Source organism: Brucella pituitosa, from assembly GCF_003049685.1.
Classification (GTDB): domain Bacteria; phylum Pseudomonadota; class Alphaproteobacteria; order Rhizobiales; family Rhizobiaceae; genus Brucella; species Brucella pituitosa.
This window is the reverse complement of the sequence record NZ_PYSY02000003.1, coordinates 386,531-413,102: the sequence shown is the minus strand read 5'-3', so window position 1 is coordinate 413,102 and position 26,572 is coordinate 386,531. Positions and strand designations below refer to the sequence as shown.

The window sequence follows — 26,572 nt, the reverse complement described above, 5'->3', positions numbered from 1 at the left end:
AAGCTATGACAGAGCCACTGATCCGCGTACGTGGGGTATCCCGCGCTTTCCCCGCAGGCGACGAAATGGTGCGGGTATTGAAAGACGTCGATCTCGACATCGAGGCCGGCGAGATGATGGCCATCATTGGCGCCTCGGGCTCCGGCAAGTCGACCCTGATGAACATTCTAGGCTGCCTCGATCGTCCAACGACCGGCAACTACTGGATTGAAGGACGCGAGACGTCAAAGATGACCGTAGACGAACTGGCTTCGCTACGCCGTGAGCGGTTTGGTTTCATCTTCCAACGCTATCATCTGCTTGGAGACCTCAGCGCGGCCAGTAACGTCGAGGTACCAGCCATCTATGCTGGACGCAGCCGGTCCGACCGGCATAAGCGAGCCATTTCATTGTTGACCCGCCTGGGCCTAGCCGAGCGGATGGGCAATATCCCCGGCAAGCTGTCGGGCGGCCAGCAGCAGCGGGTGTCCATCGCCCGTGCGCTGATGAACGGTGGCGAGATAATTCTGGCCGACGAGCCGACCGGAGCACTGGATACGCATAGTGGTGCCGAGGTTATGAAGATTCTGCGTGAGCTTCACGCTGAAGGGCACACCATCATTCTGGTCACTCACGACAAGAAGATCGCCGACCACGCGGATCGGGTTGTCGAGATCAGCGACGGCGTTATCATTTCCGACGAGCGTAATATACCCAAGTCCGCCGCGACTGCTCGTCCCATCCGCGAATACGCTGCGGATGCTGGCTGGCGCGGCGCAATTGATCGGATGACCGAAGCCTTTCGTATGGCGGGCGCGGCAATCTGGGCGCACAAGATGCGCTCGCTTCTGACCATGCTCGGCATAATCATCGGCATCGCCTCGGTGGCGGCTATCTCGGCCCTTGGAACTGGCTCGCAGCAACAAATCCTGAACAGTATCAGTTCGCTCGGCACCAATACGATCGAAGTGCGGGCCGGGAAAGGCTTCGGCGATCTGGAAGCGGGGCGAATACGAACCCTGGTGGCCGCCGACGCAGAAGCCTTGGCGAACCAGCCCTATGTCGACAGCGTGACGCCTAGCGTCGCGACGAGCATAACTGTCAAGCGCGCTGCGGTGGCCGTCAATGCAACAGTTACCGGGGTCGGCGCCGATTTCTTTCGTGTACGGGCCCTTGAGCTGGCGCATGGCCAACTATTCGATGCCCGGGATGTTACCGGTTACAGCCAGAATGTGGTGATCGATGCAAACGCTGCGCGCGAGCTGTTTCCCGACCGGGTGAACCCAGTAGGACAGGTCATCCTTCTGGGCACAATGCCGGCGAGGGTCGTGGGCGTGACAAAACAGGAGAACTCCTTCGGACCGGCGATTGATACATTGACCGTTTATGCGCCTTACACAACCGTCATGGGCCGCATGCTGGGTCGTCCGAATGTCGACGGCATAACGGTCCGCATCAGCGACGATGTCGATCCGGGCAATATCGAGGCAGCAGTTTCGCGCCTTATCGAGCGTCGGCATGGCGCGAAAGACTTCTTCCTTACCAACTCGGCGACCATTCGCGAGACTATCGAGACCACTACCAGAACCCTGACGCTACTGATTTCGTCAGTTGCTGTGATCTCGCTGATTGTCGGCGGCATCGGCGTGATGAATATCATGCTGGTGTCCGTGACCGAGCGCACAAAGGAGATCGGGGTTCGTGTGGCCGTCGGCGCGCGCCGCAGCGACATCCTCTCCCAGTTCCTGATCGAGGCCATTCTGGTCTGCCTTGTCGGCGGCTTCATGGGAGTTATACTCGCCCTCGGGATCAGTGCTCTTTTCAATTTGCTGAGCGCCGACTTCAAAATGATCTTCTCTTCGGGCTCCATCATGGTGGCCTTCGCCTGCTCGACCCTGATCGGAATCGTCTTCGGCTTCCTCCCCGCCCGCAATGCGGCAAAGCTAGACCCGATCGAAGCCTTGGCGCGCGACTGATGACCCGCAAACGTCTGCTCGATAGCGATGCAACGACAGCAAATGTCGAAAGCTGCCTGGCAGGCCTGCCCGCGTTGCGGCTCGTTTGTGATTATTGAAGCTGGCGCGGCGTCACGAGACTGACGCCCGCAAAGCTGCATTGAGCGCCCTGCGCCCATCACCAGCAAGCCAGGACGCAAAAGTCAGCAGGTCGGGGTTGATTTCCTGCATGAGTTTCAGATCGACCTGCTCGGCAAGCGGCCCGTCTTCCAGACTCTTTGCCATATGCGCGAGATCAGCGTTTGCAGCGAGTACGTCGTCGGGAAACCGTTCATAGGTTATCGGGCGATCGGCTGCTTCACTGAGGGCCACCTCTAGTTCGCGCCCCGTCAGGCGGTCGCTTGCGATCTTAAGAATCCTGCCACCAAAGCTGGGTTTGTCGGCAAAAACGGCAGCAACAAACTTGCCGATGTCTTCCACGGCAGTAAGCTGAATAGAATGGTCCAATTGGATCAAGGACACCAACCGGCCCTCATCGAGACCGAAGCCAGGCCGCACAAGCATCTCCATGAAAATCATCGGTCGGATGATAGTGGTAGTCATGTCAAGCTGTCGAATATGGGCTTCGATACGAGGCTTGGCGTCGAAACGCGGAACGCCTGTCAGTTCATTCCCCACGCTGGCACCCGACGAATAAACAAAGTGATTGACGCCGATTTCAGCAGCGATATCCGCAACCGATATACCATAACGAACTTCATCCTCAGCGGCTAAGTTTGCTGGCAGCACGCTAAAGACGCCATAAGCGCCTTTCATCGCTGAGCGTATAGCATCGGTCTCTTCAAATGAACCCTGCACAAGTTCGACCCCCGCATTTCTTAATTGTAAAGATGTCACTTTGCTGGAATCCGGAACGATCGCGCGAACCGGCCATCCCGCCTTCAACAAGGCTTTGGCAACAGATCCTCCCTGTCTTCCGGTAGCGCCGAAAACCAGAATGGGGTGCTTGCTCTTGGTCATTTGAAACCCTCGCGTTAAACAAGGACAGTCTATATATACGAATGTAGTTTTGCCGGAAGACGGCACATTTTTCAGCGTCAGGCACAAGGATGATACCCTTGGATGAACAGATTGATGCCGGCACCGCGCGCGGATCAGAGAACGACAGGCAATTCAGGCCCATCCCGTCAAACGGGGTCTGCAGCTTGCTGAGTGACAAATGGACTGTGCCGGTTCTTTGGCGCCTTTCTCTCGCCGAGGATCATCGGCTCCGCTTTTCAGAATTGAAAAAAGAGGTAGGTAAAATCACCCAGCGCATGCTGACGCTTACGCTGCGCAATCTCGAGCGTGACGGATTCGTCATACGTCACTATTTTCCTGAAGTGCCTCCACGTGTCGAGTATGAGTTGACGGATATCGGCCACGGTGCCTTGCACGCCCTTGAGGGGTTTAACTTCTGGGTGCACGAGAATCTGGACGCCATAAAGGCGCGCCGACGGGCTTACGACCAGACAGAGTTGTAAATCCAGATCCTCGAGCTGAGTTCAGAAACTGAGATGGCGCTTCAGGTTAGCAACGCTTGGCTACGACCGCTTTCTGCATATTCATTGCTGCTTTTGGCGGCCAATTTTAAAGACCGATAGCTGCGAGCCTGTTAAGCGTGCCATTTTAGAAATTAACTTAGCACGCCCACGCCCACGCCCACGCCCTCCAAAGCGGTCGTCCATTTACAATGCTGTCAACGTCCGCGGGTGGCCATCAAGCTGCATTGAACGCAATTCCGATAGTCAAGCTTGCTTTCGAACGTCTCACAAGTGGCTGTTCGCTTTTTTCTGTCAGGATTTCCAAATCGCGTTTTGAGGCGGTCCAGATGGCAGGTCTGTCAAAACGATTAACGGGTTGGTCGTATCTGTGAAAGAGCTTCTGCTTTGACGTAAATTCCACATCGAATCCGGATTTCTTCGATGTGTGAGGTGCTATCGTTTTGACCGCAGGTCCTATTACAAACCTGCCTCATCCATCCAAAGCTCTGCGTCCGCGCCACCAGGGATACGCAGTGGGGCAAACGGGTCGGTGGCAGCCCGCCAAATTGCCTCTGCGACGTCAGGTGCATACGTCACGGGACCTGTGTCTTCCTGCACACTCTTTATGAATTGCTGCAGAAGCGGCGCATAGTCCGGGTCGTCCATGCCGCGCAGATGCGGACGGGCGTTAGCGCCGAAGCTTGTTTCGGGTGAACGGCCCGGCAAAACGATGTGAACGCGCACACCAAATGGCTTCATTTCCACCGCTAGCGACTCGGTGAAGGCGTTTACAGCCGCCTTGCTCGCGCGATAGACCCCGACGACCGGCAATGTCTTGACCGTTACCGTGGATGTGACGTTAATGACGACCCCAGCCCGGCGTTGGCGCATTTGCGGCACGACAGCCTGAACCATCGCCAATGTTCCAATCGTATTCGTCTCAAACAGCGCCTTTACAGTTTCTGGTGCTGTCAGTTCAACTGGAGCTGGCGCGCCGAAGCCAGCATTGTTGACCAGAACGTCTATGCGGCCTGCCGCTTCCACTGCCAGGGCGACACTCGTTGAATCGGTGATGTCGAGCGCAAGTACACGCAGGCGATCGGAGGACGGCAACAGATTTTCGTCTGGTGTTCGCATCGTCGCGATCACGTCCCAACCCCTTTCAAGGAACAGTTTTGCGGTTTGCAAACCAAAGCCCGACGAGCAACCAGTGATCAATATCGTTGGCATAAACATCTCCCTATAAGATCAGATGCTATGGTAGCGAACAGACAAAGGACTTAATATAAGTGATAGTCTGCATTTCTTTAGCATGAGTCCTGATATTGACCGTCGATCCTCTCGCCGAAATCGTCACTTTACTGCAGCCTGCCGCTCGCTTCTCGAAGTTGGTGGAATGCGCGGGCTCGTGGCAAATTCGTCGTGAGGCGACAGGCGAACCTTTCTATTGCGCGATCCTGGAGGGGAGTTGCCGCGTCACGTTCGGCGGCCATCGGTCATTCGTGCTTCAGGCCGGCGACTTCGTCCTTGCGCCGGCGATGCAGGACCTGGTCAACGAGAGTATCGATGCGCCGATTGATCTGTCCGCCACGTTGCCGACACAGGTCAGTGAAGGGAATTTCCGGGTGGGACGCCATAGCGGTCCCGCCGATCTGCGCATGCGGATCGGCCATTGCAGCTTCGGCGCGCCGGATTCAGCCCTGCTTGTCTCACTGTTGCCGGATGTGGTTCTCGTTCGTGATCGGCCCCGGCTTGCCACGCTGATGCAGTTGGTGGATGAGGAAACGCGTGAGTTGCACGCGGCACGTGAGCTCGTACTGGAACGACTTCTCGAAGTGTTGTTGATCGAGGCGCTGCGATGCGGAACAGAAACGACCTCCGCGCCTGGCCTGAGCCGTGGACTAGGTGACGAACGTCTGGCAGCCGCACTTCGTGCGATGCATGCTCGGCCCGAGCATGCATGGACTGTCACCGATCTTGCAAACGAAGCCTCACTATCCCGTTCGGCCTTCTTTGCGCGTTTCAATCGCATCGTCGGTCAATCTCCGATGGGATATCTGCTGGCCTGGCGCATGGCGCTCGCAAAACAGTTGTTGCGGAACCGGAAACTCGGAATCGAACAGGTCGCAGAACGCGTGGGCTACGGATCGGCAAGCACCTTCAGTGTCGCGTTTGCGCGATATGCCGGAATGTCCCCGGCTCGATATGCACGCACGGCAACCTAAGAAGTGATAATAGATGCAATCGCCTATTGGCACCGAGGGTCGTTTTGTTGGGCCAATAGGAAAAGGGGCACGAGTGGATCAATTTCTAGGGATCAGACATCTGCTTAGTGCGCAATTCCGGTCATTGGAATGATTTTAGCCCCAAAAGCGGACGGTCTGCTGACACCTCAGTAAACGTCTGAAGGAGGGAACGGATTGGCAGCTTTCTGACTGGCAACGTGTGCGACAGAAATGTCGCGGATGTTTTAGTGTCTGCAATCTTGGCGATACAGCCAGGAATTGGGCGATAAAGGGAGGTTCGCGCCAAGGGTTATTCAAAGCCGGCTTGCGCATCTGTAACCGTAATCGCGGATGATTAACGGTCCCGGTTCTTGAGATATTTCGCCGGCGATGTGCCAAGCGCTTTCTTGAACATAGTGATGAACGCAGACACCGATTCATATCCAAGGTTGCCAGAAACCTGCTGCACCGTCGCCCCGGCTGCAAGGCTTCGGAGTGCGATGATCAACTGCAACTGCTGTCGCCAACGACCGAAAGTCAGACCGGTCTCCTGTTGAACGAGACGAGCGAGCGAATTCTCGCTCAACGCTACCCGCGTCGCCCATTGCGCTATCGTGCTACGGTCGGAAGGATCGTCAACCAATGCGCGCGCGATCCGTTCAAGTCGAGGTTCATCCGTCAGTGGCAGATGCAGATCCTCTACTGGCATACGCGACAGAGCCGATAGAAGCAGCGTGGTGATGAGTTCAGCATCGGCCATCGCGACTGCGGACTGGTCAGCCATCTCGATGATTAGTTCCCTGACAAGTGGAGACAAGGAAAGTGTGCAGCATCGGTCCGGAAGGTCGGCAGCGCCTGGCTCAATGAACAAGAAGAACAAGCGAGCATTGGCGGTCGCAACATTGCTGTGCAGCATACCCCCTGGAACCCAGACGCCACAATGAGGGGGCACCATCCACATCCCGCTCGGAACGCGGCAGGTCACTCCTCCCCGCAAAGCCAGAACGAGCTGGCCCTTGCGATGGCGATGCTCAGGTGCTTCGCGTTCATTCTGCGACACATCGATCCTCACAGCACTCGCCCGTGCCGTGGACTTGTCGAGATCATGATCGTCCCGAGCCCAGGAAAGGGACATCGGATGTTGGTTGAATTTCGATATCATGTGAGAGAATAACTAAATTCCTCGATCTGATTTGTCGATAGGTTTTCGAATGGATATGACGTTCGGAGAAGACCATGGCATCTCAACAACACCATCATCATTATACCCCGTTCTCGTCAATCGAAGTCTCATTACGGCTGTCGAGGGCCGGGGCAGTTCGAAGGCATCTCCCCACTACTCTGAGGAGAACGAGCTCCTTCCTCTCCTGGTTCCGTGCTTTACTGACTTCTCCGGCGACAAATACGCCGGCCATTTCATGTGTGGACCCTGCAGAAGCTTATCTGCACGTCTGCGTTGCGGCGTCGTTTTTTTGCTATGTCTCGCCTGCGATCTACGGCCTCACCGGCACCATTGATGAGCGCGGAGTCATGCGAAGCAATTCACAGTCAGGAGATGAGGTTTGAGCGCTCGGCCGGTTGTCACCACCGGCACAGTCGTCTTTTCATTGAAGACATTCCTGGCAGCAATGCTTGCCTATTATATCGCCGTCAGTTTCGATCTTCCTCGACCGTTTTGGGCGGTGGCAACCGTCTACATCGTCGCTCATCCGCTTTCGGGCGCGATCTCCTCGAAGTCGGTCTATCGATTGCTCGGAACCCTCATCGGCGGCGGTGCAACGATCATCATGGTTCCGAACCTGGTGAACGAGCCGATACTGCTTTCAGCAGCGATCGTTGCATGGGTATCGGCATGCACTTTCATCAGCCTTCTGGACCGCACGCCTCGAAGCTATGTCCTGTTGCTGGCCGGATATACGGTGCTTCTTGCGGGACTGCCGTTGGTCACGGTTCCGGCGAACACGTTCGACACAGTCGTGTCGCGCATTGAAGAGATCGGTCTTGCAATTTTATGCGCGTCGGTCGTCAGTCATGTCGTCTTTCCAGCTCATGTGGGTACCGTTATCGTCAATCGGATCGACGGATGGATGGCCAGGGCGCAGCCGCTCCTCATTGCAACGGCGGTCGGAGAATGTGACGAAAACCAGAGCAGAATGGAACGACTAGGTCTGGCTGCGGATGCGGCAGACTTGCGGTCATTTACAACCCATCTTCAATATGATGGCTCCAGATATCGACGTGCAATATCGTTGGTGCGATCTTTGCAGCACCGCATGGTATCTCTCCTTCCACTCTTGGCAGAATTAGAGGATTTACGTCGATCACTGGTCAAGCTTAACACGCCCGGCTCGGAAGAGGCTTTGTCGTTGATCGCGGCCGTCGGTTCGGCGATCGGCTCTGCATCAAAGAATCCCACTGGAAGCTTCAAGACAGAAATTTATGCGCTAGACCGTTTTGATGCGCCCCATTCTTGGGAAAAGCACCTTCTTGCAAACGCCGCTCGGAATCTGCGGGATATTCTTCGGATCTCCGATGACTGCGGCACCCTTCGCGAAGCCATAGAAGATGAGAACACGGCGAGAGCGGCTCGCCGCTTCGCTGCTCTCGACCAGACGCCAACCCAGCATCGTGACGTCGGCATGGCTTTGTTATCAGCGCTGGCAGTCGCGATTTGCTTGTCGTCATCGACTTTTTTCTGGATCGCTAGCGGCTGGCCTGACGGAATGACATTCACACAGATATCAGGCGTCCTTTGTTGCCTGCTTGCAACCATGGACGATCCAGCCCCTGCCATGCGTAAGTTTGTCGGCGTGACAATCGGTGCGCTCGTCGCAGCGTTCGTCTACGGCTTCGCGGTCCTTCCAATGATCGACGGATTTATGCCGCTCGCCGCAGCTCTCGGGCTGTTTCTGATCCCGGCTGGGATATGCCTTGCTGTGCCTTCCCTGGCAGTCGTCGGGATGGGACTGTGTATAAACTTTCCTCTTCTTCTCATGCTCCAGTCACACCAGAGCAGCGACTTCCTCACATTCGCGAACACAGGAATCGCGACCATTCTTGCGATGATCTGGACGATTGTGGTCTGCAGGCTCTTCCGATCCGTAAGGGCTGAGACAAACGCCAGAAGGCTTTTTTTCGTTGCACAGAAGCATGTTGCGAAAATCGCAGCCGGCAGACATACCGACACCCACGTCACGCATCATCGCGTCATCGATGTTGCCGGCCTCTTTGCTTCCAGAGCTGCAAAACTTCCACCGACTTCCGATGCCGCAAATGCCGACCTTACACGGGATCTGCGGACGGGACTTCATATGATGGCGATGCAGACGCTTACTTATGAAGCGTCCAGCTCTATCCGCTGTAAAGCGGAAGCGGTCTTCGAGGTGCTGGAAGAAGTGTACGACCTGAAGTCCTGTGGCCGTCGCGGATCTTTGGAAAGTGCCCTTAGGATTTTGGACGATCTTATTCTTTCCGCTCCGGGGAAGATTACATCAACTGCGGAAGCGGAGCTTTTAGTGAGCGCGGCCGGTCTTCGCCTTTGCCTCGCCCCGGATGCTGATCCGCCGGTTTTAACAACACCACCTACAAGGAGGATCGCCGCGTGACCGGACAATTCGATCTCTACGGCGTCTTCCTGCCGTTGTTCGCAGGGGTGGCCCTTTTCGCGTACGGCGTGTTCCGCGTTCTCACATCGGTTCTCGACAATGTCGGATTTTATCGACTGGTATGGCATCGCCCGCTGTTCAATCTAGCAATCTACGTCACCCTCCTTGGTGGGTTTTCTGTCGCTATAAACTGGTTTCAAAGATGAAGAATGTCACTATCATTTCCGGACGAGCTCTTTTGACACTTTCTATGGTGGGCTGCGCCGCGATACTGAGCTGGCACCTATGGTCCTTCTACATGGACGCGCCATGGACGCGCGACGCTCACATCCGTGCTGATATCGTGCGACTTGCGCCGGATGTCTCCGGCCCCGTCACTGAGGTTTTCGTGTCGGACAACGCCCGGGTGGAGAAAGGGACGCCGCTGTTCCGCATAGAAACAGATCGTTTCATGCTTGCACTCCGCGAAGCGGAAGCTCAGACACTGAGCATGAAGGCCGTGGCGGAGCTGGCGCGGACGGATTTCGAACGATATCAACTGCTCGCCTCTAAACAAGCAGTCAGCCTAAAGCAGCGGCAGCAGGCGGAAAGCCAGATGCATCAGGCAAACGCAGCATATCAATCAGCACTTGCAGCGCGGGATCTGGCCAGACTCAACCTTGAGCGGACAACCGTGAAGGCGCCGGTTTCAGGGGCGATTACGAACTTCTCTCTGCGCAAGGGGAACTATGTTACTGCGGGAAGTGCGATCGGTGTGCTGGTTGAAAGAGAATCCATCTATGTCGCAGGATATTTTGAAGAGACAAAGCTTCCCAGAATCCACGTCAACGATCTGGTGAGGATCGATATTATGGGTGAGCCGGAACCGGTGATCGGACATGTCGCGAGCTTCGCCGCCGGTATAGAGGATCGGGAGCGAAGCGACTCTGTCGGCTCCCTCGCAAGCGTGGCTCCGACATTCTCATGGGTCCGTCTGGCTCAGAGGATTCCGGTACGGATCGAGATCGATGACATCCCGGCGGCCGTCCGGCTCATTGCGGGCCGCACTGCAACAGTTTCGATTGAACCGACGCGCGACTAATAATTTGAACTTATCTGACCCCGCCAAAGGCATCCCATGGTTGATATCGCAAGATTTCCAAAAAAGCTGCTACTGTCGATTGCCGTCTGCTTTGCAGCGAGGCAGCCGACTGAAAGAATGTCTCCGATAGGCTCGCAAAACTGCCCGTCAGCAACGCGTTTATTCTGGTCATTGGAATTTTCGCGAGGCACACCCAACGGCGGACATTCTACATGCGCCTCAATAAATGCCTGTGAAAGTGTGATCAATCCGACGGCTCTTGGAATTCGCAATAGATATGCTGCCTTTTGAGAAAACTGTTACTGATGTTTCTCAACCAATTCCGGCGCCTGCACCATGTGTGTAGGCGCCAACGCAGCTTAAGCGGCGAGATGCTGATTGAAGAAACTGGTCAGCTTGTCGAACGGGATCAGGTCGACCTTGTCGTAGAGATCGACATGGCTGGCGCCCGGGATGATCATCAGTTCCTTCGGCTCCGCAGCCGCCGCGAAGGCGGTTTCGCTGAAGTAACGTGAATGGGCCTTTTCACCGTGGATGAACAGGATCGGCCGCGGCGAGATCTCGGCGATGTAGGTCAGGATCGGCAGGTTCATGAAAGGCAGGGGCGTGGTCTGCGTCCAGGCGTTGCCAGAATTGACCGCACGCTTATGGTAGCCGCGCGGCGTGCTGTAGTAGTCGTGATAGTCGATCATAAACTGAGGCGAGTCCGACGCGACAGTGGCATTATACGCTGTCTGATAGGCCGACGTTCCGGCTTCGGCATCCGCCCAACGCTGCCGGCTCAACTGCTCCAGCGTCTGGGCGCGTTGCTTCAAAGTCACGCTGTCGTTGTAGCCCTTCGACATGACGCGGGTCATGTCATACATGGTACTGGCGACCACGGCTTTGACGCGCTTGTCGACCGCGACGGCGCTCAACGCCATGCCGCCCCAGCCGCAGATGCCGATCACGCCGATACGCTCGCGGTCGACAGCATCGTGCAGGCCGAGATAGTCCACGCCGGCCATGAAATCCTCGGTGTTGATGTCGGGGGATGCGACATTGCGCGGCTCACCGCCGCTTTCGCCGGTATAGGATGGATCGAAAGCCAGCGTGGCGAAGCCGCGCTCGGCCATGGTCTGCGCATAGAAACCTGAAGACTGCTCCTTCACCGCGCCGAACGGGCCGCTGACGACGATGGCGGGAAGACGGCTGTTCGCCCGTTCCTTTGGCAGATAGAGATCGCCCGACAAGGTGATGCCGTAGCGGTTCTTGAACGATACCTTCAGGTGGTCGACTTTTTCGCTTTTCGGGAAAACCTTGTCCCAGTCCTGTGACATCGTCTGAGCCTTTGCTTCTGGAGTGCTGAGGAACGACGCTGCGCCGAGGGCCGCGACACCCACGCCAGCAAGTTTGAGGAGATCACGGCGGCCCGTGTCGGGTGCGTCCTGTTCGGTTGCGTTTCGGGGAGTGCTTTGCTGATTCATGTCAGATTCTCCTTGCTGTTTATGGGAAGCCCTCGATCAATGAGGGCAAAATTGGCGGTGGGGTGCGCAACACTGAGGATCAGGACAGTGCCTCAGCGTGCAGCGGGAATTCGCCTCGCACCATGAGGGGCGCGATGCCGCCATCCAGACGACCGAGGCGGATCAGGCCGCGCGACCATCGATAAGGGGCGTAGAACATCACGAGGTTGCCCCAGGGCGCGTAATAGCAAAGGTCGCCGACCGCCTCGTTACTGATGCGGCTGCTGCCGTCGTCGCTCAGCTTGCGCGGCAGATAGGCGATCTTCTCGTTGTCCGCGTAGTCGCTGATCTTCAGGTCGAGCGGCAGCACCGAGAACAGGTCGCGGGCGGGCGCGGTATTCTCCAGCGTTGCCGTGAAGACCTGGTCGGCGAAGGTGAATCTGAGGCGCATGGCGGCTCCTTCCTGCGCCCCGGCCTTGCCCGTCAGCGCGGTAATCAGTGTGGGGATGGCGAGGCTTGCCGCACCGGTGGCCAGCAGCGAACGCCGGGAAATTCGAGAAGCCACCGTCATGTCAGGCCTCCTTCGGCTTCAACAGGCGCTGGCCGTTGCCGATCAGCATGACCGCGAGAACGGCCAGAACCACGCTGCCGATAAAGGTGGCCTGGATGGAGATACCATCCAGCAGGAAGCCGCCCACCACCGCGCCGAGCAGGATCGAGGTCTGGATCGCCGCAACCATCAGGCTGCCGGCAGCCTCAGGCGCGTCGTCCGCGTTCTGCGACATCCAGGTCATCCAGATGACGGAGAACATGGTGTTCATCGCGCCCCAGATCGCCATGAAGAGACCTGCGGCTGCGATCGAGAAGCCGAGCAGCAAAAGCCCGACGGTCGCACCGCCCATGATCAGCGCCGGCAATTTAAGGAGGGAGGCGACATTGCCCTTGATGAACCGGCCCGCGGCCCATGTGCCGATGAAACCCGCACAGCCCAGAAGCAGCAGGAGCACCGAAAGCATGGTCACATCCACGCCCGTCACCTGCTCCAGAAACGGGCGCAGATAGGTGAACATGGTGAAGGCCGAACCCCAGGACAGCATGCAGGCCACGAGGCCGCGCAGGAAATATGGGCGCTTCAGCAGGCCGAACATGGCGCCGAAGTTCTGCTTCCCGCCGGCAGGCAGGGACGGCAGCGCGATTACATGCCAGACGATGTTGACGGCGACGATCGGCGTCAGCGCCCAGAAGACCTCGCGCCAGCCGAACATGCCGCCGAGATAGCTGCCTACGGGGGCCGCGAAGGCTGCTGCAATCGCTTGGCCGCCATACATCAGCGCAAGCGCGCGCGGCACATCCTCAGCCTCAACCAGCCGCATGATGACCGCGGTGGCTAGCGCCCAGAAGCCGCCGATGCAGATGCCGAGCAAAGCACGGCCGATCATCAGGACTGTGAAATTCGGCGCGGTGGCGACCAGAACCAGCGACAGCAGCATGAAACCCGTCAGCGCGATCAGCACCGACTTCCGGTTCAGCTTTCCGGCGGCGGTGGTGACAAGCATGCTGGCTATGACGGCGAACAGCCCGCTGATCGAGATCGCCTGTCCGGTTTGCCCTTCGGTCGCGCGCAGCCCTTCGGCCATCGGCGTCAACAGGCTGACTGGCATAAACTCTGATGCGATCAGCATCGCCACGCAGAGTGCCATCGAAAGAACGGCGCCCCAGGCGGCAACGGGCCTGCTACTTGCATCTGCTGTGAGGGCATCCATACTATCCACTTTCTTCTGAAATTTTGCTCGCATGTAACTTATCGGCTTTGCGATAAAGCGATTACCCGCTAAAATCCGCATGAACCAATCGACGTGGTCGATTAATGTTTTCATGGATGCAGCAGGTGGGACACATGGAGCAAACCGATTTCAACCACCTGACCTGGTTTCGGATCGTGGCCGAGGAGCGGAGCTTCACAAAGGCAGCTGCACGGATCGGCGTAGCGCAATCGACGCTCAGTCATACGATCAAGCAGCTCGAAGCGCGGATGGGCATCCGCCTTCTGACCCGCACGACGCGCAATGTGGCAACTACGGCTGCGGGCGAGCGCCTGCTTCGAACGATCACGCCGCGCATGGCAGAGATTGAGGAGGAGATCGGCGCGCTGATGGAGTTTCGCGACAAGCCGTCGGGCTCGATAAAGCTAACCCTGTCCGACCATGCGCTAGAAAGTGTCGTCTGGCCGAAGCTGAAGTCAGTCCTTAAAGACTATCCCGACATCAGTGTCGAATTGCTGCTGGACAGCACCTTCCGCAATATCGTCGAAGAAGGATTCGATGCTGGCGTGCGCTTAGGCGAAAGCGTCGAGAAGGACATGATTGCGGTCCGCATCGGACCGGACTGGCGGCTGGTTGCGGTGGCATCGCCGGATTATCTCGACGCGCATGGCGTGCCAGCACACCCGAAGGATCTCGTCCGGCACATCTGCATCAACATGCGCCAAGAGACCGCAGGCGGTCTCTATGGTTGGGAGTTTGCAAAAGACGGTGAGGAGTTACGGGTTCGCGTCGACGGCCAGCTCACCTTCAATAACTCTTACGCAATGATCGACGCCGCTTTGAATGGTTATGGCATCGCCTATGTGCCGGAGAACATTGTGGAGCGGCAGATCGCTTCAGGCGAACTGGTCCAGGTTCTCGACGACTGGTCGCCGTTTTTCGATGGCTATTTCCTCTATTATCCCAGCCGCCGCCAGAACCTCCCGGCGTTCAAAGTCATTGTGGATGCGCTGCGGCACCGTGGGTAGAGAAATACAATGTTATACCTTGGTTTATAGAAATCGTTACCGGGTCGCAAAAAATGATCTTGTGGGTGGGGAAGCAGCTTTGTGCAGACCAATTGCTCACAGTACAAGCTGTACCGTCGGTCTTCCTAGACGAACGGCAGGCTTCGGTTGTAACTCGTAGCCTTGGGAACGGCGACCTTCAACGTCTAAAGCTACCGGACTGTTAAGCGCTATTGCGGTCATTGGCGCAGCATTATCACTCGTTCTAAAGCGGTCGTTCCGCTTATCTTGCATTCAACGTCTGAGAAGGGGTGGGGAGCGGACTGACAGGTTTGTGCAGGATCTTCAAGAAAGCTGACACATGGCGATGACCTGCGATGTCGCGAAAGTCATCGCGAAAATCTCATGGTCAGCCGGCTCTTTGCCGGAATTACGCGTCCCTTGTTCCAAAAGACCGTCATGCCAAAGTTGCTAACCCAAGTACCCTTTCTCAGGTCTCAAAGTGGCCGAATATTGATCGGAATGGTGACCGGCTTCAAGTTGGAATACACGGCCGGAAAGCGACGGAATCCGCACCCTGACCGCCAGCGGCACCTTGTATGATGATGCCTGTGTGACGTGGGAAGGGCAGTCGCTCTCTTACATCAGTACCGTACCTGTTGCGGCATCAGCAACGAGAGTGAACCCCCTATCCGTCCGAGACGCTCAACCGCCGGTGCATTTGGACGGCGTGGCTCGGCCAACGCCCCACGACAGGCGTCCCTGTACGACTGTCAGCGTGTGCTGGCCGTTCGAATAGGTCGTTCCGTCTGGCCCCATGGACGGCAGGTCCACTGCACTAGCGCCGTTGATGGATACCGAAGCGCCATCACCGAGCAGACGCACTGCGAGACGCGTGCCGTCCTCGCACGTGTAGTTGCTGACGGGATAGGGATTACCCGCACCAACCGATGCGCCAGAAGCGGAATTCGCAAAGCTTGCAAGTATCAGGGCGCTGATTGCTAAGACAGACAGATTTCCCAACATGATAATCCTCTAAACTTGCACTCTGTGCGCAGAGCATCCTTCATTTTTGTGTCGGCAACAGGCGCTATCGCCAAGAGAGCCGACGGCTCAGTTATGCAAGCTCTTAAAACATCGCTCGCGCAGATAGCCTACTCGGGATAGGTTTCAACGCCGCCTGGCGTCGAATTATTGAAAAGAATGATCAACAGCATGTTCCCGGGTTCCGACATCACATCGCTGCGCTGACTCAATACCTCTCCGGCTACTCCGCTTGTATACTCTGCGACCACTTCGCCGAAGCTGTTGCGTTGAATGGCCACCCTCTGTCCCGCGTCGACTTTGTCGTTGAGCTTCACCAGATGCTCGACGATTCCACCTGCGGTGGCCAGCACCGGGAACCCACTATTACCAACAAAGACGGTCACGTCTTTGCCAGTACGGCCCATCGGTCCGGTAAGAATGCCGTGATGTTTGAGAACGTTCATCGTGCCTTCCACGAATAGCGCGATCATCTCGGGGTCCAGCACACGCGCAGCACCGATCTCCGGACAAAAGGCCGGGATTCCAACGTCCAGAAACGCGTTATGCAGAACAGTAGGATAGGCCTGTTTCGGCATGTCGAGGATCTGACCGACGGGATAAAGGTCCAGCATCTCCTTGACCTCGGGTCTAGCCGTATCACCAATGTTGAATGCGGTGACCTCCAGCCCCGTTGTCCCAGTATGGAAATCGATCGCAACGTCGGCGTTCGGCCGCAACAGCCGGTTGAACAGCATCCCGGCATGGCGGCTCGGTGCTGTCAGACCGTTCTCGTTCCCCGGCCATTCGCGGTTCATATCGATCAGATCAATACCTCTGCCTTGGTTGGGCCACCGACGCTGCATGCCTTCCAAGGCCGGGCGGGATATGTCTGTCACCGCCATTACCGTGCCTGACATCTGCTCGGGATCGAGCTGGTTCATCACGGTTTGGACCGTGTGTATGGAACTCATCTCGTCGCCATGCACACCGCTTGTCAGAACGACGCGCTTGCCGGGCTTCGCCCCCTTGGCGACTATAACCGACACGTACCAGTGCTGCCCGGTAGGTGTCTCCACACCCTGAAAATACAAAAGGTGCTTCTGTCCGGCCTCCAGATCGTTCACATTGAGCGCGCTGACGACTTTCTTTCCCTGGATTTGCTCGTGAGTGTAGACTGTTCCTCCCGGCAGTTGGGCCGTGGCGCCTTGTGCTGCTGCTTGATCGGAAGAGAGAACAACCGACGCTGTAGCGCCGCCGATAGTCGCGAGCGTGGTTGCGATCAGGAACTCGCGACGATCGAGGCTTGGCGTATCTGTCATGATAGGGTTCTCTCCGATGGACATATCCAGCCGCATCAGTGTAGCGCAGTTCTGTGGCAGTCGAAAGGATGCATCCTCCCCAAAACCCCTGTTGGCTCGTTTCCGGTCTACAGTGTCGCAAAAATCCCGAAGCCGCGACACGTTCAGTCGTTCCCAACGTCAGGTTTGTGGTAGAGCGATCCAGTCAATAAAGGCAGACATGGGGTCGGCAACAGTCGGACCATAATGCGCGCCCGTGTCGGACGTTCGGGGTGCCGAAAAGTTTGCTGATAGCGGTCGTTTCGCTTTTCATACTGCTAACAACCGCGAAGGGGTGGTTTCCAGACTGGCAGCTTTCATCTGGCAAGATCAGAAAGTTGACGCTTTTCGGTATCGTCGAACCGGACGCGAACCAGCATATTGCCGCAGAGGTGGCCAAGTATTGGATGCGTGACAAAATTCGCTGACTAGCGCAATTTCTCCCGAACTGATAACGATTTGCTCGAAGCGGGAGGGGACATTGGGTAAGACTATTCAGCTCGGCATGCCGAGGAAAATTGAGCCGCTTTTCACGAGAGTGTCGGCGGTAAAAGATGGGCTTCTGGCGGCTCATAAGGCGGGAAGTGGTTCGCCAAATGAGGTGATTGGGAATGAACGCGAAGTCTTCATTCGGAACTACCTCGAGGCCGCATATCCCAAACCGTTTCGCTTTGCGGGAGGGTTCGTAACTGACTCCGAAGGTCGGAAATCGGGCCAGCTGGACATTGTCGTTGAGAAGCTCCACTCAATCAGCTTCCCTGCGCAAGCGGGGAGCAGCGAGCGGCTGTATCTGGCGGAAATGGTCTCTGCAGTGATCTCGGTGAAATCCAATCTTTTTGCCCAATGGAAGCAGGTCGTTTCAGAGATCGATAAGCTTGACCCTGTGAAATCCGACCCCACTGGCTTTTTCCAAGTGAATGTACACTCCGGAAGTGTGCCGTTTTTTGTTGTATCCTACAGCGGAGCGCAAACTCTGGAATCGCTTGGGGAAAAATTAGATGCGCTACCTAAAAACAACTGCTTGAAAGCTGTGGCCGTCCTCGACTCAAACATCTTCGCGGTTCAGACCTCACCCAACAGGTGGGTTTACAACCAGGATGAATCCAGCTTCTTTTACTTCATTGCCCAACTGCATGATGAAATTACTCGCAATTTCACCGTCGCAGAGAGCATCTGGAAGTACGCCTGCGAGATTACGGACGCTAAATAAGGTCAGAACAGCTTTACGGATTGCAGATACTGCGCCTATGGGATTTTCTCGCCAGCCGCGAGGTTGTAGGGCGCTCATATTTGTCCGCTGTCTCGTGAGAATTGGCCAGCCCGCATGACGCCCGGAACATGCTGATCGACCGCGTTTTTCCGGCCGACATCCCGGATGCGGACGTGCGCATCGCGGCCGGCGACATCGTTGAAGGCGATACCGTTGCTGACGTGCCGTGGCTCGCTGACACGAGAGGAATGCGGCGTTCCACCCAAATTGGTCGCCCAATTGTCTTTTTCGCGACGTCAGCTTTTGGGATTTCAAAGGAGTGTCCTGAACGGCGGGAATTAAGTCGAATGTTGCTGGTCAGTAACGCGCCTTATTCCAGACATTGCCGTACAATTCACATGCACTCCAAAGCGGTCATTCCGTTTTTTTGCTGCTAACGACCATTATGGGTACCCTTTGGCAAGCACGACATGAAAAGGGGCCCTTCCTCGCCGCTTGCTTGGCGTACCCAACCAGACATAAGATTGAGCCATGTTGGAAAAAAAGACTCAGTCGGCACGAATTATCCCGATTGCTGAACTTCCGGTGGGCTTTGATCTGCTCTGCGAGGAAGCCGCAGCGGACGGATTTAGGTTTATGGAGCGGCTTTGCACTGAGTGGGAAAGCGGTGTGAATCGTTTTGACGCAGCAGGCGAAGTCCTTATTGGAGCTTTCAGGGGCGAGGAACTCGCTGCTGTTGGGGGCCTGAGTATTGACCACCATATGAATGATCCAGAAATCGGGCGGTTGCGCCACCTATATGTCCGCAGATCAGATCGTAGAAACGGACTGGCCACAGCGGTTGTACGAGCGCTTGTAAAAAGCGGGAGAGGCCATTTTCACTCGGTCAGACTTTTCACCGATACCGCTGCTGGTAGCGCGTTTTATGATAAAATTGGCTTTGCCCGCAGCGATTCTTCGACAGCGACGCACGAACTCGCACTGGTCAATGATGACGCCGGATCGTCAATGCATACAACCCCATCAATACCACTTTAGTGGCTTTTCTCACGAAGGGCCTTGAGGGGCTTCTATAAAGCAGAGATGTTTTGTAGCTGAGCCGGCACTGTATCAACAGAACTCTCCCCATAGAGGAGATACGGAGGACCCGAACGCGGCTTGCTTGGCTTGGAAGCTGTTATCTGGTGTTACCAGTGACAGATTAGCGCGCGGTATGGACGAAACGAGGGTCGGAAACGGCCGTAGATGCCAATCGTGCACCGTGTCAGCAATCTCTTGGGCGGTAACTGAACCCGGACTGACCACTTGGGAGTGGAAAACGGACAAGCAGGTTTTGGGCGATCTCGCAGAGCGAGCTGACGTTGGCACCTTAGCCGTTTCCGCTCATTGCGATGAAAAGGCTGATCACGGTCTACCCTCAGCCACCGAGCAGCGCACCCTTGGCGTTGTTCAGGAATTGCCGGTAGTCCATGCCGCTTGAGCTGACGACGACCATCTGAGCTACGAGCACGCTGACAAGCATGTATAGCGGCACAAGCAACCAGGAAACGGGGCGCAGCAAGTGCTGGCGCACGGCATAAGTGATCGAATAGACGCCCACGGGCATTAGCAGCAGCGTCGCTGTCACAAGTCCCGGTGTATAGGGCATTGGACGGTCGAACATCCAGATGGCTGCGGTGTGCGTTACGAACTCCAACACCCCAAGCACCATGGGCACCATCGCCAGAAATTTCAGCCGCGGCAGCAGAAGAGGCGGTAGGAACATGATGAGAATCAGGCTCGCCAGTACCACGTCACCGAGCTGATGGCTGGCAAGGGTGAAGTGGAGCTTGTCGCTGACCATCTCCACGAAACCGCCCGGCCAACGCAACTCTTCGATCGTGTGCAGGAGGATGAAGATGAATTGCAGGAACAACATGCGCCTCAGCACGGGTAGGCGCGACCAGTTGTATGCCAAGTAAACCGACGCTGCGGCTCCTGCCAGGTAAAGCACATTCATTAATAGGGATGAGGAACTAAGTTGCATGATTGGAGACTCTTTGTTGATTTTTTTGGGTTTCAGCTCACGCCAAGCGGTTGCGGAATAACCATGCAGCAAGCGGCAGGGTGACGGCTGCGACGGCAAGCAGTGGCACAAAATTGAACGCCACATCCGCGAACGTCGCGCCCTCAAGATAGACCCTGCGCACGAGATCGACGCCGAACCGCAGCGGGTTTACATAGGTGATGATCTGGAGAACTGCTGGCATGTTGCGCACCGGTGTCAGCAGACCGGACAGCAGCATCAGCGGCATGATGAGCATGAACGTATAGAGCATAGCCTGTTGCATGGTCAGCGACACGGCCGAGATCGACAGACCGACGCCGACAGAGGCCAGCGTGAACAAGGCAAGCCCGAGATAGAGCAGCCAGACCGATCCGTTCAACGGTATCTGGAACCAGAACAGGATAATCAGGAAGATAAGGGTCGACTGGAGGATGCCGACGAACATGGCAGGCAGCGCCTTACCGATGAGAATCTGAAGCGGCGTGAGCGGCGTCACCAGCAACTGGTCGAACGTACCTTGCTCGCGTTCGCGCGCAACGGAGAGCGCTGCCAACAAGAGCGTTTGCATCATGCTGAGTGCGGCGATCAGTGCTGGCATCATGTTCCAGCGGGATTCAAGATTCGGATTGAACCACGCGCGGCGCTCGATAGTAACCGGGGCCGAGATGCCCAGCGTTCCGTTATAAGCAGTGACAATCGAGCTGATATAAGCGGATGCGAGACTGGCGGTGGAAGAGTTGCGGCCGTCGAGGATGAGCTGCAATGGAGCCTCCTGCTCAGCAGCAAGGCGTGTCTCGAAATCGGAAGGGATACTGATCATAAGCAACGCATCACCGCTGTCGATCTGTGCCGCGATTTGATCGGATGACGTGAGTGTTGCAGTCCGGACGAACACCCCCGTTCCATCAAGCCGTGCCAGCAACTCCTTTGATGCCGCCCCGCGACTCTGGTCGAGAACAGCATAAGGCGCATAATTGAGATCGTAGGTCGCGCCATAGCCGAACAGAAGTGCCTGCATAATGGCAGGCATGAACAGCAGTGCCCGGGACGCCGGATCCTTGACAAGTGCCAGTATCTCCTTGCGGATCAGCGACAACATCTGGGCGATATAGACGATCAGTCTGGCCATTATGTCAGTCCAGGTTTTTGGCGAGTGACCGGCGCGTCAGCACGATCAGCACAATTGCGTAGAGCGCTAGGATGGCGCAGCTTTTCAGAACATCCGGCCAATAGTCACCGGCCATGAACAGTGTTTTGATCAGTCCCATGAAGTGGGTCGCCGGCAGGAGCTGACTGATGACCTGGATGACCACTGGCATGTTGCGCAGATCGAAGACGAAGCCCGACAGCATCATGGCGGGCATAAAACTTGCGAGCAGCGCCATCTGGCTGGCGGCGAACTGGTTGCGGGTGACCGCCGAGATGTAGAGGCCCAATGCCAGCGACACCAGCAGGTACAGAAGCGACGAGATGACGATGACCCAGAGCGAGCCGCGCATCGGCACCTGGAAGAGGTATTTCGCGGCGAGCAGGCACATGATGAGATCAATGCCGCCAATGACGATATAGGGTGCGAGCTTCGATAATACGAGCTCCAGCGGCCTGACCGGCGTGACGAAGAGCGATTCCAGCGTGCCGCGCTCCCACTCGCGAGCGATGAGCAACGAGGTGAGAAAAGCGCCGATCAGCGTCATGACCAGCACGATCAGCCCGGGCACCAGATACCAGGTGCTCTCTCCGGCCTCGTTGAACCACATGCGCTGCACGATGGTGATGCTGGCAGTGCTGGCAGACTTATTGCCAGCGCGATCGGCCTGCTGCTGTATCGGAACGGCGAGAGCACCGCCGACATAGCCCTCGATGGCTGAAGCCGTGCTGGAATCGACGCCGTTGAGCAGAAGCTGCAACTGTCCGTCGCCAGCGGCGAGATTCCTGGAGAAATCACCCGGCACGCGCAGGATGGCGTCAGTCTCGCCAGCGCGGATCATTTTCTCGGCCTCGGCCATCGAGGTTGTCCAGGTTGGCGCCAGATAAGGAGAACCTCGCAGACCCGCCACAATGTTGCGCGCTGTCGGGGAGCTGTCTTCCAGCACAATTGTGACGCGGGCATTTTTCACGTCGAAGGAAAGGCCGTAGCCAAATAGCAGGACGAGGACCACTGGCAGAAGCAACCCAACGACCAGATTGCTACGATCACGCAGCATCTGCCGGGTTTCCTTGCGCGTCAGCGCGATGAGACGGGGAATGAAGCCGGAAGCGCTCATGCGGCAGCCTGCTTCTGGTCGCGTGCGGCGCGGCCCTGTTCGACGATGGCGATAAAGGCGCTATTCATATCCACCTTTTCATCTCCGGCCTGTTTCCTGACCTCTCTCGGTGTGCCAAGCGCCAGCATCTCGCCCGCGTCCTGGATGGCAATGCGGTCGCAATATTCGGCTTCTTCCATGAAATGGGTTGTGATGATGATCGTTACGCCACCTTTGGCAAGCGAGGTAATTGTGCGCCAGAAAATGCGGCGGGCAAGCGGGTCAATGCCGCTCGTAGGCTCGTCAAGGAAGAGAATATCCGGCTCGTGCAGGAGCCCGGTCGCCATGGCCAGCCGCTGCTTGTAGCCCGCCGGAAGGATGCCGCTCTGCGCGGCGGGGTCGAGATCGAACTGTTCCAGTGAAGCGGCGATGCGATTACGCAGCACTTTGCCCAGCAAACCATAGGCTCCACCGAAAAACTCAAGGTTCTCCCGAACGGAGAGGTTACCGTAGAGTGCAAATTTCTGGGACACATAGCCAATACGGCCACGCGCTTCGGCGCGAGCGGTACGCAGGTTGAGTCCCGCCACCTCCAGATGGCCGCTCGTAGCTGGTAAGAGCCCGCACAGCATGCGGAAGGTCGTCGTCTTGCCTGCCCCATTGGGACCGAGCAGCCCAAAGATTTCGCCCTGGGCAACATCAAAGGAAGTACTGGCCACGGCAGTGAAGTCGCCGAACTTGCATACGAGATCGCGCACGATGATGACAGGCTTGTCCCCGTCGCGCCGCCGATGATTCTCCGCGACGGTTTCGGGCGCTGACTTCGCTGCTGCCTCGCCCTCCTCATGTTCGTGCTGGCGCAGCATCATCATGAACGCGTCTTCCAACTCTTCCTCACGCGGCTCAACAGAAACGTCGTGCAAAAGCGCCTTGAGTTGCACCTCATCGGCCTCCTTCTGGCAGATGAAACTGACATTGCCGCCCTTTGGCACGGCATCGATAATAAGGCCGGGCGCGTCGATCAACCGGGCTTGAAGCTCGCGCGCCGGCATACCGCCAGGTGGAGCAGCAGTGAAGGTCAATCCCCTCGCCCGACTTTGCAGGCTGGCAGGAGGACCTTCTGCCAGCAGTTTGCCCTTGTTCATAACGAAGACCTGCGCGCAGCGCTCGGCCTCGTCCATATAGGCTGTGCTGATGATCACACTGAGCTTCTCGTCGTCGACGAGTTGCTGAACGATTTTCCACAAGTCGCGCCGCGACAAAGGATCAACGCCGACGCTCGGCTCGTCCAGAAGCAACAGATCAGGAGAGCGTACCAGCGTACAGGCAAGCCCCAGCTTCTGCTTCATGCCTCCTGACAGCTTCCCGGCAGGACGTTCAGTGAAACGCGCCATATCGGTCATCTTCAGCATACGGGTAAAGCGCTCCTTGCGTTCCTCCTGCGGAACACCGTGCAGGTCGGCATAGAGGTCAAGATTTTCCTGTACGCTCAGATCATCGTAGAGACCGAAGCGCTGCGGCATGTAGCTGATGCGGTCCTGCACCGATTGCGGATCAGCGGCGACGTCGATGCCGAGCACGGAAAGCGAACCGGCATTCGGCTTCAGCAACCCGGCAATCATGCGCATCAGTGTTGTCTTGCCTGCGCCATCGGGTCCAACGAGCGCGGTCAGTTCGCCAGCGCGCACCGTAATCGAGATGTCGTCGACGGCTAGAAACCTGTTGCCGTCAGGCCCCTCGAAAGACTTGCGCAAATCTTTGGCGACGACTGTCGCTTCGGCAACATTCATTGCGCTATTCCGGCCGACAGACGGGCAGTAACAGGCTGGCCGAGACGAAGCACATCACCAGCATCTTCGACGACAACGCGGACTTCGTAGACGAGGCTGGTCCGCAGCTCTTCCGTCTGCACCGATTTCGGCGTGAACTCAGCCACCGACGAGATGTAGCCCACCCTACCGGCGATGGGCTGGTCAGGATGGCTGTCGGTGAATATCCGCGCCACCATGCCGGGCCTGATCTTGCCGAGGTCCGGTTCGCTTACGTAGACACGAATCCATTTGGGCTCTGTCAATGCCAGCGCAAAGATGGCCGACGATGACGTGACCATGTCACCCGGCTCGCGCAGTCGGGAACGCACGACAGCATCCACAGGAGCCTTAAGCTGACCCTGATTGATTTGGTGACGTAACAGGGCGAGATTGGCTTCCGATGCCGCAAGCTGCGCCTCGGCGCTGGCGATGTCCTCCGCACGCGCTCCCACTTCCGCAAGCTGCAGCGCTGCCCGCAGTTGCTCCACCTGGGCTTGTGCGGCGGCGGCTTCGGATTGCGCCTGATCGACAGCCTGTACGCTGGACGTGCCACTGCTGCGAAGACGGGTAACACGGGAAAGGCTCTGCTCGGCCAGAGCGGCCGATGCTTCCGCTGAAGCAAGCTGGGCTTTCGCTTGTGTGATTTCTTCCGGCCGCGAACCATTGCGAAGCTTCAGTAGCGCCTGCATCTGCACATCAACCTGCGCTTTCGCTTGTCGGGCCTGAAGCTCCAGCGTGCTTGTATCAAGGAGGCCTATAACCTGCCCGGCCTTGACGCTGCCACCCTCTTCGGCGCGCAATTCGACAACCCGGCCACTGCCGTCAAAGGCAAGGGAAACCTGCCGGATGTCGACATTGCCATGCAGCACCAGTTCACCGGCGTCACCGGCAGTGCGATGGCTCCACCAGAACCAGCCAGCGGCAGCAATGGCTACCAACAGAAGGGCAATCAGGATTTTCTTCATTGGGACAGGCTCTCAGGTTGTGTGCACTTAGCGCGCGAACCAAGACAGTTACTAAATTTAAATTGAATTTAACAACACAAAGTTCTATTGTCGAGTCCTCTGTGTAGGGAGTTGGATCGTTGGTATCTGCGTGTCGGCAAATAAAAGAATGTATGTCGTATAATAGAGGCAATTTGCCGTGGCGCGTCTTGGCATCGCGTTCCAGCCGATTCTGTCGCAAACGAACGATCCTGATCCTTATGGCGGCGCTCGTCGGATGCTCTGCTCGACCTGATCCTCAAACGCTCGATCCTGTCGCGAACAATCAACAGGGGGCCAAAAGCATTATAGTCTTTGCTGCGACCGACCGATCTCCGACAGAGGCGAAGCCATCCGTCCTTGGTGACGGGCGCGGAAACATCACCTATGAACAGTTCACGATGCAGCCGGTCGGGACGACGCCTCGCGGCAAGGACGGTGTCGCGGCCCTTTCGCGGAACAGCGATCCGTCAAAAGATTTTATCACGACAGGACGGAGGCAACTCGATAAAGCGACCTTCGAACAGTCTGTCGGCCGCATGCGCAAAGCCGATGAGATGATCGCCGTATTCATCCATGGCTACAACTCCAGCTATCAAGAAGCGGTGTTCAGACTTGCCCAGCTGAGCGCCGACGCGCGGGTTGTGCCCGTCCTCTTCTCCTGGCCTTCAATGGGAGATTTCCGCGGCTATGTCGCTGATCGGGATGCGGCCACCTATGCGCGCGACGATCTCGTTCGCCTGCTGATCATGCTGAGTCGCTCGCACCCGAGCGGTCGGATCGCCGTCGTCGGTCACAGCATGGGCGGATGGCTGGTGATGGAGGCACTTCGGCAGCTTCGTTTGGAAGGTCGCAATGACGTCATCGCACGCCTTCAGGTCGGACTGGCTTCACCTGACATCGACATCGATGTCTTCCGCAAACAGACGGCTGTTGTCGGACGGTTGTCCCCGCCGCTGACCGTGCTGGTTTCGAAGGACGATCGCGCTCTTGCCGTGTCGAGCAGGCTGGCGGGAGGCAAGCCGCGCCTCGGTCTGGCCAGCGCCGATGACCCGCAAATACAGGAGATCGCCCGCCAGAGCGGTGCACAGATCATTGACATCTCGACCTTACCCTCAAGCGACGTCTTCAATCATGATCGTTTCGTCGTGTTCGCATCACGCTATGCCACAGCCGCACGGCGAGATAGATCAATTGGCGGTGTTCGACATGCTGGTGTCTTTTTGCTCGACACCACCGGGCGCATCCTGTCATCGCCGTTTGAAGGAACAGCCAGAATTATTGCCGGATCGCGATGATGGATACCGGCTACAATACAAGAAGAAAACAGAA

The 26,572-nt window shown here is 57.0% G+C and carries 24 protein-coding genes; 11 read left to right on the top strand and 13 right to left on the bottom strand.

Annotated elements, in window-relative coordinates:
- Positions 1-5 precede the first annotated feature (5 nt).
- Complete coding sequence (locus C9380_RS22265) at positions 6-1,955, top strand: MacB family efflux pump subunit (RefSeq protein ID WP_128094717.1); 1,950 nt, start codon at positions 6-8, stop codon at positions 1,953-1,955.
- A gap of 111 nt (positions 1,956-2,066) precedes the next feature.
- On the opposite strand, the gene C9380_RS22260 is transcribed toward C9380_RS22265, so the two are convergent.
- Entirely contained in the window at positions 2,067-2,954 is an 888-nt protein-coding gene (locus C9380_RS22260; protein WP_128094716.1) for an NmrA/HSCARG family protein, read from the bottom strand.
- An 89-nt stretch (positions 2,955-3,043) separates the two neighbouring features.
- On the opposite strand from C9380_RS22260, the gene C9380_RS22255 reads away from it, so the two are divergent.
- Complete coding sequence (locus C9380_RS22255; RefSeq protein WP_128094715.1) at positions 3,044-3,457, top strand: winged helix-turn-helix transcriptional regulator; 414 nt, start codon at positions 3,044-3,046, stop codon at positions 3,455-3,457.
- Positions 3,458-3,934: 477 nt separating this feature from the next.
- Here C9380_RS22255 and C9380_RS22250 read toward each other — a convergent pair whose 3' ends face one another.
- Positions 3,935-4,687, bottom strand: coding sequence for an SDR family oxidoreductase (locus C9380_RS22250; RefSeq protein WP_105708098.1), 753 nt, complete (start codon positions 4,685-4,687; stop codon positions 3,935-3,937).
- Between the two features lie 95 nt (positions 4,688-4,782).
- Here C9380_RS22250 and C9380_RS22245 point away from each other — a divergent pair, with 95 nt between their 5' ends.
- Positions 4,783-5,682: an AraC family transcriptional regulator gene (locus C9380_RS22245; protein WP_128094714.1), complete on the top strand. Its 900-nt coding sequence runs from the start codon at positions 4,783-4,785 to the stop codon at positions 5,680-5,682.
- Positions 5,683-6,037: 355 nt separating this feature from the next.
- On the opposite strand, the gene C9380_RS22240 is transcribed toward C9380_RS22245, so the two are convergent.
- The gene (locus C9380_RS22240) at positions 6,038-6,844 is read right to left on the bottom strand and encodes an AraC family transcriptional regulator (protein ID WP_128094713.1); all 807 of its coding nucleotides are present in this window, start codon (positions 6,842-6,844) and stop codon (positions 6,038-6,040) included.
- A gap of 400 nt (positions 6,845-7,244) precedes the next feature.
- Between C9380_RS22240 and C9380_RS22235 the strand changes: the two genes are divergently transcribed.
- Genes C9380_RS22235 through C9380_RS22225 form a run of 3 tightly spaced genes read left to right on the top strand, consistent with a single transcriptional unit; the run spans position 7,245 to position 10,368 of the window.
- Positions 7,245-9,287: an FUSC family protein gene (locus C9380_RS22235; protein ID WP_128094712.1), complete on the top strand. Its 2,043-nt coding sequence runs from the start codon at positions 7,245-7,247 to the stop codon at positions 9,285-9,287.
- Positions 9,284-9,493, top strand: a complete 210-nt coding sequence (locus C9380_RS22230; protein ID WP_105708102.1) for a DUF1656 domain-containing protein — start codon at positions 9,284-9,286, stop codon at positions 9,491-9,493. The genes C9380_RS22235 and C9380_RS22230 overlap by 4 nt, the downstream gene beginning before the upstream one ends.
- Entirely contained in the window at positions 9,490-10,368 is an 879-nt protein-coding gene (locus tag C9380_RS22225; RefSeq protein WP_128094711.1) for an efflux RND transporter periplasmic adaptor subunit, read from the top strand. Before C9380_RS22230 ends, C9380_RS22225 begins: the two co-directional genes overlap by 4 nt.
- Before the next feature lie 359 nt (positions 10,369-10,727).
- On the opposite strand, the gene C9380_RS22220 is transcribed toward C9380_RS22225, so the two are convergent.
- From C9380_RS22220 to C9380_RS22210, 3 genes are all read right to left on the bottom strand, one after another.
- The gene (locus C9380_RS22220) at positions 10,728-11,834 is read right to left on the bottom strand and encodes an alpha/beta hydrolase (protein ID WP_128094710.1); all 1,107 of its coding nucleotides are present in this window, start codon (positions 11,832-11,834) and stop codon (positions 10,728-10,730) included.
- A 79-nt stretch (positions 11,835-11,913) separates the two neighbouring features.
- Entirely contained in the window at positions 11,914-12,384 is a 471-nt protein-coding gene (locus tag C9380_RS22215) for a cyclophilin-like fold protein (protein ID WP_247877658.1), read from the bottom strand.
- A 1-nt stretch (position 12,385) separates the two neighbouring features.
- Positions 12,386-13,690, bottom strand: a complete 1,305-nt coding sequence (locus tag C9380_RS22210) for an MFS transporter (RefSeq protein ID WP_210249791.1) — start codon at positions 13,688-13,690, stop codon at positions 12,386-12,388.
- Between the two features lie 20 nt (positions 13,691-13,710).
- Here C9380_RS22210 and C9380_RS22205 point away from each other — a divergent pair, with 20 nt between their 5' ends.
- Positions 13,711-14,604: a LysR family transcriptional regulator gene (locus tag C9380_RS22205; RefSeq protein WP_128094709.1), complete on the top strand. Its 894-nt coding sequence runs from the start codon at positions 13,711-13,713 to the stop codon at positions 14,602-14,604.
- Positions 14,605-15,288: 684 nt separating this feature from the next.
- Here the strand turns inward: C9380_RS22205 and C9380_RS22195 are convergent.
- The gene (locus C9380_RS22195) at positions 15,289-15,609 is read right to left on the bottom strand and encodes a hypothetical protein (RefSeq protein WP_128094707.1); all 321 of its coding nucleotides are present in this window, start codon (positions 15,607-15,609) and stop codon (positions 15,289-15,291) included.
- 128 nt (positions 15,610-15,737) lie between these two features.
- On the bottom strand, positions 15,738-16,928 hold the full coding sequence (locus C9380_RS22190; RefSeq protein ID WP_128094706.1) for a M14 family metallopeptidase: 1,191 nt from the start codon (positions 16,926-16,928) through the stop codon (positions 15,738-15,740).
- A gap of 499 nt (positions 16,929-17,427) precedes the next feature.
- Here C9380_RS22190 and C9380_RS22185 point away from each other — a divergent pair, with 499 nt between their 5' ends.
- From C9380_RS22185 to C9380_RS22175, 3 genes are all read left to right on the top strand, one after another.
- On the top strand, positions 17,428-18,156 hold the full coding sequence (locus C9380_RS22185) for a DUF6602 domain-containing protein (RefSeq protein ID WP_128094705.1): 729 nt from the start codon (positions 17,428-17,430) through the stop codon (positions 18,154-18,156).
- A gap of 128 nt (positions 18,157-18,284) precedes the next feature.
- Positions 18,285-18,593: a hypothetical protein gene (locus tag C9380_RS22180; protein ID WP_128094704.1), complete on the top strand. Its 309-nt coding sequence runs from the start codon at positions 18,285-18,287 to the stop codon at positions 18,591-18,593.
- A 94-nt stretch (positions 18,594-18,687) separates the two neighbouring features.
- Entirely contained in the window at positions 18,688-19,194 is a 507-nt protein-coding gene (locus C9380_RS22175) for a GNAT family N-acetyltransferase (RefSeq protein WP_128094703.1), read from the top strand.
- A gap of 379 nt (positions 19,195-19,573) precedes the next feature.
- Here the strand turns inward: C9380_RS22175 and C9380_RS22170 are convergent, their stop codons facing one another.
- The 5 genes from C9380_RS22170 to C9380_RS22150 are packed head-to-tail and all read right to left on the bottom strand — an operon-like array spanning position 19,574 to position 25,222.
- The gene (locus C9380_RS22170) at positions 19,574-20,182 is read right to left on the bottom strand and encodes an HXXEE domain-containing protein (protein ID WP_164844718.1); all 609 of its coding nucleotides are present in this window, start codon (positions 20,180-20,182) and stop codon (positions 19,574-19,576) included.
- Between the two features lie 37 nt (positions 20,183-20,219).
- A complete protein-coding gene (locus tag C9380_RS22165) occupies positions 20,220-21,332 on the bottom strand; it encodes an ABC transporter permease (protein ID WP_128094701.1) in 1,113 nt (370 codons plus the stop codon).
- A 4-nt stretch (positions 21,333-21,336) separates the two neighbouring features.
- Positions 21,337-22,467: an ABC transporter permease gene (locus C9380_RS22160; protein WP_128094700.1), complete on the bottom strand. Its 1,131-nt coding sequence runs from the start codon at positions 22,465-22,467 to the stop codon at positions 21,337-21,339.
- Positions 22,464-24,236: an ATP-binding cassette domain-containing protein gene (locus tag C9380_RS22155; protein ID WP_128094699.1), complete on the bottom strand. Its 1,773-nt coding sequence runs from the start codon at positions 24,234-24,236 to the stop codon at positions 22,464-22,466. Before C9380_RS22155 ends, C9380_RS22160 begins: the two co-directional genes overlap by 4 nt.
- Positions 24,233-25,222: an HlyD family secretion protein gene (locus tag C9380_RS22150; protein WP_128094698.1), complete on the bottom strand. Its 990-nt coding sequence runs from the start codon at positions 25,220-25,222 to the stop codon at positions 24,233-24,235. The genes C9380_RS22155 and C9380_RS22150 overlap by 4 nt, the downstream gene beginning before the upstream one ends.
- A gap of 239 nt (positions 25,223-25,461) precedes the next feature.
- Between C9380_RS22150 and C9380_RS22145 the strand changes: the two genes are divergently transcribed.
- Complete coding sequence (locus tag C9380_RS22145; protein WP_164844717.1) at positions 25,462-26,538, top strand: alpha/beta hydrolase; 1,077 nt, start codon at positions 25,462-25,464, stop codon at positions 26,536-26,538.
- The last annotated feature ends 34 nt before the right edge of the window (positions 26,539-26,572 follow it).

Bases quoted from the DNA above. Each gene is read 5' to 3' on its own strand.
- C9380_RS22265 (WP_128094717.1), top strand. From the start codon at position 6: ATGACAGAGCCACTGATCCGCGTACGTGGGGTATCCCGCGCTTTCCCC.
- C9380_RS22260 (WP_128094716.1), bottom strand. From the start codon at position 2,954: ATGACCAAGAGCAAGCACCCCATTCTGGTTTTCGGCGCTACCGGAAGA.
- C9380_RS22255 (WP_128094715.1), top strand. From the start codon at position 3,044: ATGATACCCTTGGATGAACAGATTGATGCCGGCACCGCGCGCGGATCA.
- C9380_RS22250 (WP_105708098.1), bottom strand. From the start codon at position 4,687: ATGCCAACGATATTGATCACTGGTTGCTCGTCGGGCTTTGGTTTGCAA.
- C9380_RS22240 (WP_128094713.1), bottom strand. From the start codon at position 6,844: ATGATATCGAAATTCAACCAACATCCGATGTCCCTTTCCTGGGCTCGG.
- C9380_RS22225 (WP_128094711.1), top strand. From the start codon at position 9,490: ATGAAGAATGTCACTATCATTTCCGGACGAGCTCTTTTGACACTTTCT.
- C9380_RS22220 (WP_128094710.1), bottom strand. From the start codon at position 11,834: ATGAATCAGCAAAGCACTCCCCGAAACGCAACCGAACAGGACGCACCC.
- C9380_RS22215 (WP_247877658.1), bottom strand. From the start codon at position 12,384: ATGACGGTGGCTTCTCGAATTTCCCGGCGTTCGCTGCTGGCCACCGGT.
- C9380_RS22210 (WP_210249791.1), bottom strand. From the start codon at position 13,690: ATGAAAACATTAATCGACCACGTCGATTGGTTCATGCGGATTTTAGCG.
- C9380_RS22205 (WP_128094709.1), top strand. From the start codon at position 13,711: ATGGAGCAAACCGATTTCAACCACCTGACCTGGTTTCGGATCGTGGCC.
- C9380_RS22195 (WP_128094707.1), bottom strand. From the start codon at position 15,609: ATGTTGGGAAATCTGTCTGTCTTAGCAATCAGCGCCCTGATACTTGCA.
- C9380_RS22190 (WP_128094706.1), bottom strand. From the start codon at position 16,928: ATGACAGATACGCCAAGCCTCGATCGTCGCGAGTTCCTGATCGCAACC.
- C9380_RS22180 (WP_128094704.1), top strand. From the start codon at position 18,285: ATGCTGATCGACCGCGTTTTTCCGGCCGACATCCCGGATGCGGACGTG.
- C9380_RS22175 (WP_128094703.1), top strand. From the start codon at position 18,688: ATGTTGGAAAAAAAGACTCAGTCGGCACGAATTATCCCGATTGCTGAA.
- C9380_RS22170 (WP_164844718.1), bottom strand. From the start codon at position 20,182: ATGCAACTTAGTTCCTCATCCCTATTAATGAATGTGCTTTACCTGGCA.
- C9380_RS22165 (WP_128094701.1), bottom strand. From the start codon at position 21,332: ATGGCCAGACTGATCGTCTATATCGCCCAGATGTTGTCGCTGATCCGC.
- C9380_RS22160 (WP_128094700.1), bottom strand. From the start codon at position 22,467: ATGAGCGCTTCCGGCTTCATTCCCCGTCTCATCGCGCTGACGCGCAAG.
- C9380_RS22155 (WP_128094699.1), bottom strand. From the start codon at position 24,236: ATGAATGTTGCCGAAGCGACAGTCGTCGCCAAAGATTTGCGCAAGTCT.
- C9380_RS22150 (WP_128094698.1), bottom strand. From the start codon at position 25,222: ATGAAGAAAATCCTGATTGCCCTTCTGTTGGTAGCCATTGCTGCCGCT.
- C9380_RS22145 (WP_164844717.1), top strand. From the start codon at position 25,462: ATGGCGGCGCTCGTCGGATGCTCTGCTCGACCTGATCCTCAAACGCTC.